This window comes from uncultured Shewanella sp. (genome assembly GCF_947491715.1).
Lineage (GTDB): Bacteria > Pseudomonadota > Gammaproteobacteria > Enterobacterales > Shewanellaceae > Shewanella.
The window spans coordinates 76,766-87,683 of record NZ_CANLKR010000002.1 but is presented as its reverse complement, the minus strand read 5'-3'; the positions used below and the strand labels follow the sequence as shown (position 1 = coordinate 87,683).

Sequence of the window (10,918 nt, the reverse complement as noted above, 5' to 3'; positions counted from 1 at the left end):
CCAAATAGTATTTTTCATTTTAATTTTTATATAAAAAACCAGACCTCTCTAAAACAAATAAGCTTAACACACATAATATTCAGTTATTATTCCTGTGAATAATTTATACCGCCCCATGAATGACACCTGTCAATACTGTACGGGTAGGCTTGATTTCCCGCTTTAATAACATTGAATATAAAAATAAAATAAAACTAAAATATAATTTTAGCGTAACAATAAAATCGATACATGAATACTTTATTATAATCTCAATGACTCTAAAAAATATTGATATGACCGTTTTAAAAAGTACCACCTTAGCACTAATGCTTTTGGGTATTTTAATAGCCCTAATCAACATCGTTATTTAAATCATCCTCTGGATTCACAATGAATATAAACTCAATAAACATATATTACTCACATTGGCATCACACTTTATCTAGCCAAAAGTAGGGCGCGAGTACATAAACAGTCAGATACCTCAGATAAAGTAACATCAATTTAACTGCGCTTATTTTCACCATACATAGTCATGACTATGTGAATATAAGCCTAAATATCCACGTCAACATCAAACGATAAAGCAGGCAAAGTTGATGTACTTTCGCCACTTTCATTATCAAAGCTTCTCCCACTTGCCTTTTAAAAACGATGAAGGAATGAAAGTAAGGAATGAAAATTGAGAAAAAAGATACAAGTAAAATGCATAATATTAAGGCATAAAAAAACGCCGCACTAGGCGACGTTTTGAATATCTAACAAGATAACGGCAAGATTAGAATCTTACAGTCCCTCTTAGGTAGTAATAACGGCCCAGTACATCATAAATTGCAGGTGCTGTATTAGCCGAATTATAACCTGTGTAATACTCAGGCTCTTGGTCAAATAAGTTATTTACACCGGCACCGAATGAAACGGTTTCGTTAAGAATGTAAGTCCCTGACAGGTTATGATAGAAAACCGCATCCGTTTCAGGACCATAACATCCTGAATCACAAGCAGCTGACATTGACTCCATACCGTCAATGTAACGAATTTGATACGTTGCACTCCAATCATCACCCGCCGCTCTCAAATCTAAATTAGATTTGTATTTCGCATAGCCACCAATATCACTTGAGCTGGTAATTTTACCGGCATAATCCGTCACAGTACCATTTTGATCAGTTGTTTCAAATTTAGTGATAATAGTAGTATCTGAATTTATTCTCCAATCAAGCCCTAAGCCTTCAAAGGTATAAGCCATGTTGATATCAAAACCAGTTGTGCTTTCGCCGCCCACATTTCGTTGACCATTATTGAAAATAATGCGTGTATCTGGAGCAACGTAAACACTGGCATCTTGACAAACAGCATTACCACCATTTTGCAATTGACCAGTGTCACTCACGCATAAATTAGCAATATAATCAGCATCGAGTTCAGTAATGGCATTAGTGATATCAATATCAAAATAATCCACTGTCGCCGAGAAGTTCTCTAAGAAGCTAGGCTGTAGCACGACACCTAATGTGGTAATGTTGGCTTCTTCTGGCTTAAGGTTCTCATTGCCACCCACTGTTACTTTTGCTTGATCAAATGCTGAAGCAGCATGAGAGATAAAGCTGTAAGAATTAACAGCTCCGCCATATAATTCATCCACGGAAGGCGCTCTGAAAGCTGTCGAGCGAACACCACGTAACATGATGCTGTCATTCACTTGCCAGGTTAAACCTAACTTCCAGGTATTATCATCGCCGAAAGTATTGTAATCAAAGTAGCGAATAGCGGCACTTAAATCCACTTGTTGTGCCAATGGCAGCTCACTCAATAACGGCACAGCCAATTCAAGATATGCCGCTTTTACGGTATAAGAACCCGATGTTGCTTCTTCACGATCATCACTGCCTAACCCTTGTGCTGTAATTGGGTCTGGTGTTTTACCTGCCGACTCTTTACGATGGCTCACACCTGTGGCAAAACCAAGCTCACCAGCAGGCAACTCCATGATATCACCCGACAAGTTGGCTGAGTATATATCCATCTCAGTGTAACTTTTTTCTATCGAAGTATAATTATATTGCGCTAAGTTGGCTCCTGACCATGATGCTTGCAATACAGGATCAAACGTTCCCGCAGTAATATCATCTGTAATGGCACTCATATTATGCAAGTTTTCAGTGGTTGACGTTGCATCATTACGGCCTTTATTTAAAGCAACATCCCATGTCCAACCATTATCGAATTCACCTTCAAGACCAGCTACGATGCGAATAGTATCCACGGACTGAGCAAAATTTCGCGTACCGGACTCTAATAAGCGGCGGCCATAACTTACATTCTCACCCGTTTGAACAGAGCCAACAAGCGCATCACTCATCCAACCCGCTTGAGAATAAGAAACCGTATCATTGATAGGAATGCTTATACCATTCCCACTCAGAGGATTATAGGCAAATTCAACACCTACTGGCTCTGGTGCCATTTGTTGGTTAGTCCAGCGCTTACTGTACATGCCCTCAGCGAAGAAAGTGATTGAATCAAATAACTCATAAGTGCCCGATGTGGTTAAGTTAATACGCTCAAGTGGCGTATATAAATAACTGTATTCATTATAGTTAAACTTATCGTTATTATCACCTTCATAAATGTAATCATGATAAGTTCCACCACGACCACTTAAATCCGCTTTCTTGTTATTCTCATCGAAGTATTTAAATGTTGGATTGCCTGCACCATCATCGACATACTCACCATAAAAGCCAGCATCACCTATAGCGTAAACCGGATTACCAAATTTATCGGTACCTGATTTAGTGATTTCAAAGTTATTATCCCCTGTAACATGTCCGCCCAGTGATGTCGAGCTACCACCACAATAGAGGCTAGTACCACCACTTTCAGCTAAAGGACAAGAAGAATAACCACGATCGGCTTGGCCGGTTTCACCTCGTTTAGTGTATTGAATGTTCATCACAAGGTTACCCTTGTCAAAACTGTTACCCATGGTGACATCGATGATAGTTTCATCACCGTCACCATGCTCACTCATGCCAGTTTGCGCATTGAGCTCAAACCCTTCAAAATCACGCTTTAAAATAACGTTAACCACACCGGCAATGGCATCTGAGCCGTAGGTTGCTGAGGCGCCATCTTTTAATACTTCAATACGCTCAACCATCGACACGGGAATCGTATTTAAATCAACGGTAGAGGAGGCACCTGTTCCTGATGGGATCATACGGCGACCATTCACTAATACTAATGTACGCTCTTCACCTAACCCACGTAAGTTAACCGTTGCATTACCACGGCCACCATTATTGGTCGTTGCACTTGTCATGCCACCGCCAGATGCCGTTAACTGCTGTAATACGCCATCAATAGAGGCACTACCCAGTGCTTGGATGGCCGATGCATCAATCACAGTCACTGGACTTGCCGTTTCCATGTCAGAGCGTTTAATACGTGAACCCGTTACCGAAATGCGCTCCACTTTAGCCGCTTTTTCTTCTGCTTCTGCAGCAAAAACTGATGGGACAGTGATAGCACTTGCTGTCACTGCACTCATTAATGCAAACCGAACCGAATTGGCTAGATAATTATTCTTATACATATAGTCAATCTCCCTAGACTTTTTTTATTTTTTTAACGACTCAGATTTTTAAAAGTAACTTCTGGGGCCACATTTGATACATCTGATACATCGGGTACAGATAAAAACACAAAAAAAACATTTAATCAACAAAAAAACCTTTACAAACACAATCATTACTGACAATTGAGACTTGTGTGAATAAAAGCCAAAGAGGAAAGAGGAATATAAAATCACGAATTAGTTACAGTAAATATCACCAAACAAGTGAGAATAATATTAGGAATAACTGGCTAACCCACCAAACAATAATATTAGTAATATATTGATATAGAACAAAAATAACTCATTAGCATTGTCCTAACCTTCTCTGCGGACGATTAGATATACAAGCGATGCCACTTATCATGCCAAATCACTAGCCCAAAAGGTTATCAATAAGCGTTATTCGTAGAGAACAAGACGTAGAAAAAGAGGAAGATAGAGATAAAGGTGGAGATAAAGGTGGAGATGGAAACGAAGAGACAAATGATGAATGTCGTATTCTTTTGCAACGACTATTCAAGCGAACACATCGAGTAGCGTGAGGCATCACTGTCTCATCCCTCTCACAGAACCGTACGTACGGATCTCGTATACGGCTCCTGCTTAATTTCATTCAGTTATTTCGTACTGAACACATATCCCGTTTTTACCTTTTCTAAGTTAAAGAGTCCCTGCTCATCAAACCATTTATTGGGCATCGCCCAACTCGCTAATGGACTTCTTGAGCCTCCGTCATCTTTAGGGATTTCTACACTCCAGTCGAAATGACCTCATTGGCTAAAGTGATTTCTGTACCTATGAAAACAAAACGCCTGTCCATGACAAACTTAAATTAAGCTTCACCCCTTCGCCTAACATTCGAGCTTTTGGCTTCAAATACTGCCAACAAACTGGGCTGTTAATCAATCCAGTTTTCTCCTCCACACCATTACAGGCTTTCGTCGGCTGGACTTTATTCACGACTACGGGATCATCTGCCACCTCGCACCCACTTTTACCTTGAGTCCTCTCTTGAATAAAAGTGTCTGAATTTCAGAGTCGATGTCAGGCTTCCTTCAGGCCCTGCCGTTAGCCAACAACGCCCTTGCCATTCGGATCATCTTCCCCTCAGTCAGGGCGATACAGGTTTCTTTCGACCTGTCGGGTCTGCCAGCTTCGCTGGGCAAACAAAAAAGCACCCTTAAAGGGTGCTCATTGATAAGCCAGTATAAAGAGGCTTATAAGTAGTAGCGTACGCCTATCGCAACAGCATCACTCTCATCATTATCCATTAACGTTTGAATAGATGAAGTACTGCTCTTTGAGTCACTTAAGTCTTTACGAGCTTCGATATAAACCACCGTTTTAGGTGTCCATACATAGTGTAATCCCACCACTAAAAACTCACGTTTGAAAGTATCGCCGCTATAATCATCACCATAACTGCTATCCGCTTTTAATACGTTATAGGCAATAAGTGGACGTAATCCATTTTCAAATTTATAGGAGAACAGAGACTCTAAACCAACGGCTTCTGGGATCAAGCGACCTGCTGGATCTGTATCGTGATATTTTTGTTGGTTAACATTCGCTGCAGCATAAAAACCTTCACCATTCCAGCTACCATAAGTGGCACCCGCACCGTATATAGAGTCGGTATAATTGTTCTTAGTCCAACCCGCAATGGTTGCTGTCGATCCAGTCCAAGCATCAAACTCACCTCGGTTGCCGCCCGCGGTTAACACAAAATCATCTGTCACTTGGTAAGTCATCGAAATACCATAAGTATTGTAATAATCCAGCTGCTGGACACTTTCAGATGTCACGAATAAATTGCTGTTTGTCCCCGTACTATCATTCCAACCTGTGGTATAAGTATCTTGTTTGAGCTGAGCTTGCAGTGCAAAACTAAAATCGCCAAAAGCATTACGGTATTGTACCGCTTTGTCAGCACGGCCAGTACCATTGACAGAGCCATCGGACTTATTATAAGTATAAGTACCTGAGGTATTACCGTCCCAACCTAACAAGTTAGTATTGTAAACCACATCATACCAAACACCCCATTGCTTACCGATTGCCACCGAACCATATGTGTCGTTACTGAGTCCCACATATCCTAAACGGTTCGATAAAAACTCACTGCGACTGGATGTCAAACCATTAGAATCATTATAAGCAACACTGGTATTACCGACCATATCCACGGCCCACTCAAGCTTTGAGAATGCTTTCCAATCATGAGTCAACTGACGAGTAAAATTAAAATTAATGCGACTAGAACCATTAGATACGTCAGTTTCACCTTGAGTCGTGATCACTTTCGCATCTATCCAACCACCAATACCAACTGCGTTTTCATTATCTTTATAAATTTCAATTGCTGATGCTGATGGAACAAAAATAACTGCTGCTAATGCCGATGCAACTAGAGTCTTTTTCATATGATCCCTAACCTTATTTGTTTTTAGTATAATTAAAATTTGTTTCTTAATATTTAACTTATTTTAATCATTCCGTTGTTTTTCCGCGTCCTTTGTTGCTTCAGATGTTAGCAACAAATAAGTATCGACTTAAAGACGAATATTACAAAAAACTGAGATTTCCGCATCACGTTAACTAAAGAAACCATGTAACACCATTCAATAAAACCAAATTAGAACACTGAAAAAGCTCTTTAGCAACATAGGAGCACCTAAATTAACATAATTTGATTTGTTGCAACTTCACTAAAGCTTTTATTTAAGATTGTCAGTACTGGTTCAGCAATCGGTGACAATTGTTTTTCGATATAATAATCAAAATCGATTCTAGAGCGCCTCAAACCCACTGGCTCGGCGCCATTGATTGTCATCACATAGTCAACTCGAGTACCTTTCTTTAAATAATTTGCATCTTCAGTCCATTGAGATAAACGTTTTGCTGCATCAAGATGCGGCGCAGACTTAATTTTGTAATCACACACATCTCTTTTTAAACGCTTAGTAAACACTAATTCACCATTAAGAGACTCATTTGTTAAATCCTGCAACGTCTTTCTCAAAAAAAAGACAACATCCTGCCCCTGAAATAACCTTAGGTAAAGTTCATATTGAACACGCTTCGCAATCGGACTCCAATCACTTCGTACTTGCTCCATGCCCTTAAACACCATATTGAGTGAACCATCATGGTGAGCTATCGCCCCAACATAACGCTTTTTTGACCCTTCCTTAGAGTCACGTAAGGTGGGCATAAAAAAATGTTGATAATGACACTCATATTCCAATTCTAAAAAACTGTCCAATTGCCACTCAGCTTTTAACTTATCAGACCATTTATCTGTGATCATCATTGCTAGTTGCTGGCCTAAATCATCGATCGATTGTTGAGAACTAGGAGGGTTTTCCCCTAGCCACACAAAAGTAGAATCCGTATCACCATAGATCACTTGATATCCATAATCTTGGATCCAAGCGCGGGTTTGCTTCATGATTTCATGCCCTCTTAAGGTGATTGAGCTCGCCAGTTGCGGATCATGAAATACACATCCGCTCGAACCTAACACGCCATAAAAAGAATTCATGATAATTTTAATCGCTTGGGATAAGGGAGCGTTATCTTCGCTTTTTGCTTTTTCTCTTTGCACAGCAAGATTGGCCACTATTTTAGGTAAAATGGCATTATTCCGTGAAAATTTTGCGCCTAAAAAACCATCGACAGTCTCTTCTTCCCTCCCTTTCATTCCTTCAATTAACCCTTTAGGATCAATTAAAAAGCTACGGATAATTGATGGATATAAACTTTTAAAGTCAAGCACCAACACGTTTTGATATAATCCAGGCCTAGAATCCATGACATAACCACCGGGACTGTCTGGACATTCACTGTCAGGCATTACTGGTGCGACATAACCTGAGCGATGTAAATGAGGCAAATAAAGAAAGTTAAATGCCGCCACTGAGCCTCCCACACGCCCCAGTTCAAGTCCTGTCAATTTTGCTCTTTCGATGGCGAAATCAAAAAGCTGAGTCTTTTCAAAAATATCCCAAACTAATCGGCTATCAGTGATATTATAATGGGCAAGGGCTATTTTATCTTGCTGAAAAAGATATACTATTTCATCGAGCCTGTTATCCACCTGATCAATCGCTTTTCCTTCTCCCAATAACGCCTGAGCCACAAAGTCCAGTCCATAACGTTCAAACTGATAAAAAGCTGCTTTTAACCAATCAATTCCCTCTAGGACAACACGACCGGGTAATAATAAGGTTTCAGGTCGATATTTATCCGCCACTTTCCACCCCATCTCGTTACCGCCACGACCAATAGTCAATGCGATACCATGGAGTTTAGCGCGTTTATAGAGCAGTGCTAAATCAAAGTTCACCACAGACCAGCCAATAATAAAATCAGGATCATAAACGTTAAACCAGCGAATCAATGCATGGATCAATGCAATTTCATTTTCAACCCACTGTATATAAAGAATTTTATTTTTATACTTTAAACTATCTCCTACCATCAACACCTTCTGATAAACACTGCCGTCCGGCCCTTTACCGTATAAAGCTGCACTGTAAAGCTCTCCTTGCGGACTGCACTCAAAATCTAGGGAAATGGCTTTAAAAACGATTTCTATATTGGCTTGTCGTGCTTTATTGGCAATAAACACATCACCTAACTCAGGGAGCTGAGTTTCACAACCGCTAAACTCGACATCTAAAGTCACAAATCGCTCCATCAAAAATCGAGTCTCCGCTTTAATATCGGCTTCATATAACGCAATACCCGCATCGGTTGCTACTCGAGTCAATTGCCGATGCAGGGAAACATTGGAAGAGTAAATAGCGGAGATATTATCATTTTGGAAGTTTTTAAGTTTTACCACCTGTACTCGAATTTTCCGGCCATGCATTAATCCCTGAATACGCTTAGCATCTTCAGTTTTACAAAAGCAGACAACCTCCTCTTTCACTAAAACTTGCCTAGCCCCCGTGAGCGTTTGTATGTAGTATTGCAAGTAGTAGTCATCATGGTAATTAACGCCCTGACGAGTCAATACCCGTCCTTTCATACCCACCTTTTTTTCTGGCATTACACTCATCTCAACTCTCACTTAAATCAACGCGTCATGACTCAACATTATCCCCATTTAAAAGGCTTCTTTCAGGGAGGTTGAAATAGAAAAGCATATAATTAACATTTAAAAGCTTCTTAGGCTATGCATTCACTGTTATTATGTACAGCATTATTTCTTTTTGTTTGTAAAATCATGTTATCGGCAGATGTTAAAACCCAAATACGCTCCATTTATAAAGGTATTGCAGACACACTTCCCCATTTTTGTCCGCGCAAAGAACAAAACTATATTGTAGCGGAAATCTCCAAAACCTTGGCGGGAGAATATGATAAGCACAGACGTATTATTGTCGTTGAAGCAGGCACAGGCATAGGTAAGTCATTAGCTTACTTGCTGGGTACCATTCCACTTGCACTGGCCAGTAAGAAGAAAATTTGTATTGCCACTGCCACTGTCGCTTTACAAGAACAACTTTTGCAAAAAGATCTGCCTTTTTTTCTTAAGCAATCGGGTTTGGACTTTCAATATGGGTTAGTCAAAGGTCGCCAGCGTTATGTTTGCTTATCTAAATTAACCATGATGGTTGAAGAAACCAACACCACTCAAATGGCATTATGGCAAACAAAGCCCGATCCTCACCAATTAAGCACTCTAAAAGCCTTACTTGATGACTACAACCAACAAAAATGGAATGGTGAAAGAGACACATTAAACCAACCTCTTGCCGATCATTTATGGCAACAGATTGCATGTGATAAACACAGCTGCCATAAACAACATGCCAGTCACCGACAGTGTCCTTTTCATAAAGCACGAGAAGATCTTGATACTTGGGATGTCCTCATTGCTAATCACAGCTTATTACTGGCAGATTTAGAATTAGGCGGGGGCGTTATTTTACCTGAGCCAGAAAGCCTTTTTTATATCATAGATGAAGCCCACCACCTCCCTAATGTCGCGCGTGACTTTAGTAGTGCGCAGGCCACATTACGCGGGGCTATTGATTGGCTCGATAAAATGAGTAAAACCTGTGCCAAGCTTCAAAACCAAATAAAAAGCAATTATATCATCGCGCCAGCACAGGCTATGGAAGATCATATTGCCGATCTCAGTGCTCAACTCACACAAATCGCATCCTATTGCGACACCCAAAACGCACGCTTTGACAATCCTGAAAGTCGATTTCGCTTTGAACATGGTGTCTTACCTGAAGGCTTACTCATTCAAGCAGAAAATGCCGCCACAACGGCTAATAATGCACTAAAACAATTTAACAAGATGTTATCCTTGCTCAATGAAGCAATTAAAGATGGCGATATTGCTAAACACCAGTCAGAAGCCTTGCTTTCCGAAACTGGATTTATGTTACAGCGCCTAGAAAATCTACAGAAATTGTGGAAAATGATGGCCAAAAAAGATAATCCGAAAGGCGCACCACAGGCAAGATGGATAGAGCAGTTAACGGGAAAGCAAAGCGATTATTTATTTAATGCCTCTCCCATTGAAGTGGGCTTCATGCTGGAGTCATTATTATGGGAAAAAGCCGCTGGCGTGGTTTTATGCAGCGCCACCCTTAGGGCATTAAATAACTTCAATCACTTTACTCATCAAGTGGGCTTATCACTCTCTGACGGTAGCCGTTATTTAGCCATGAACTCACCTTTTGATTTTGAAAATAATGCGACTCTATATTTACCAAAGATGGAGACAGAGCCGACTCATGAATCTTTCACTGAAGAGCTTGCTCAAAAAATTATAACCTTGATTGAAGATGAGCAAGCCAGCTTGGTTTTATTTGCTTCTTATTGGCAAATGGAAAAAGTAGCAGGACTTATCGAATCTAAGCTCAAACAACCTCTTCTCATTCAAGGCAGCGCATCCAGACAAGCCATTTTATCGGATCACAAAAAACGATGCGATAACCAAGAAGCCAGTGTCATTTTTGGAACGGGAAGCTTTTCTGAAGGATTAGATTTGCCTGGTGATTATTTAACAAACCTGATTATCACTAAACTGCCTTTTGCTGTTCCCACCTCTCCTGTTGAACAAGCCCATGCTGAATATATTAAAATAAAAGGGGGAAATCCTTTCTTACAACTGACTATTCCAGACGCTTCGCGTAAACTAATACAAAGTTGCGGTCGATTGTTACGTAAAGAGCAAGATTATGGCCGAATAACCATTTTAGATAGGCGGTTAGTCAGTAAACGCTATGGGAAGTCTTTACTCAATTCTCTCCCCCCATTTCGACAAGTTATTGAATAGGAAAGCTT

At 40.2% G+C, this 10,918-nt stretch carries 5 protein-coding genes; 1 reads left to right on the top strand and 4 read right to left on the bottom strand.

Annotated elements, in window-relative coordinates; genetic code table 11:
* Positions 1 to 760: 760 nt before the first annotated feature.
* From Q0779_RS03080 to Q0779_RS03065, 4 genes are all read right to left on the bottom strand, one after another.
* Positions 761 to 3,580, bottom strand: coding sequence for a TonB-dependent receptor (locus tag Q0779_RS03080; protein ID WP_298769390.1), 2,820 nt, complete (start codon positions 3,578 to 3,580; stop codon positions 761 to 763).
* A gap of 819 nt (positions 3,581 to 4,399) precedes the next feature.
* Positions 4,400 to 4,585: a hypothetical protein gene (locus tag Q0779_RS03075; protein ID WP_298769388.1), complete on the bottom strand. Its 186-nt coding sequence runs from the start codon at positions 4,583 to 4,585 to the stop codon at positions 4,400 to 4,402.
* A 236-nt stretch (positions 4,586 to 4,821) separates the two neighbouring features.
* A complete protein-coding gene (locus Q0779_RS03070) occupies positions 4,822 to 6,027 on the bottom strand; it encodes a porin (protein ID WP_298769386.1) in 1,206 nt (401 codons plus the stop codon).
* A 251-nt stretch (positions 6,028 to 6,278) separates the two neighbouring features.
* Entirely contained in the window at positions 6,279 to 8,669 is a 2,391-nt protein-coding gene (locus Q0779_RS03065) for a DNA polymerase II (RefSeq protein WP_298769384.1), read from the bottom strand.
* Positions 8,670 to 8,837: 168 nt separating this feature from the next.
* Between Q0779_RS03065 and dinG the strand changes: the two genes are divergently transcribed.
* Entirely contained in the window at positions 8,838 to 10,910 is a 2,073-nt protein-coding gene (dinG, locus tag Q0779_RS03060) for an ATP-dependent DNA helicase DinG (RefSeq protein ID WP_298769829.1), read from the top strand.
* The last annotated feature ends 8 nt before the right edge of the window (positions 10,911 to 10,918 follow it).

Bases quoted from the DNA above. Each gene is read 5' to 3' on its own strand.
- Q0779_RS03080 (WP_298769390.1), bottom strand. From the start codon at position 3,580: ATGTATAAGAATAATTATCTAGCCAATTCGGTTCGGTTTGCATTAATG.
- Q0779_RS03070 (WP_298769386.1), bottom strand. From the start codon at position 6,027: ATGAAAAAGACTCTAGTTGCATCGGCATTAGCAGCAGTTATTTTTGTT.
- Q0779_RS03065 (WP_298769384.1), bottom strand. From the start codon at position 8,669: ATGAGTGTAATGCCAGAAAAAAAGGTGGGTATGAAAGGACGGGTATTG.
- dinG (WP_298769829.1), top strand. From the start codon at position 8,838: ATGTTATCGGCAGATGTTAAAACCCAAATACGCTCCATTTATAAAGGT.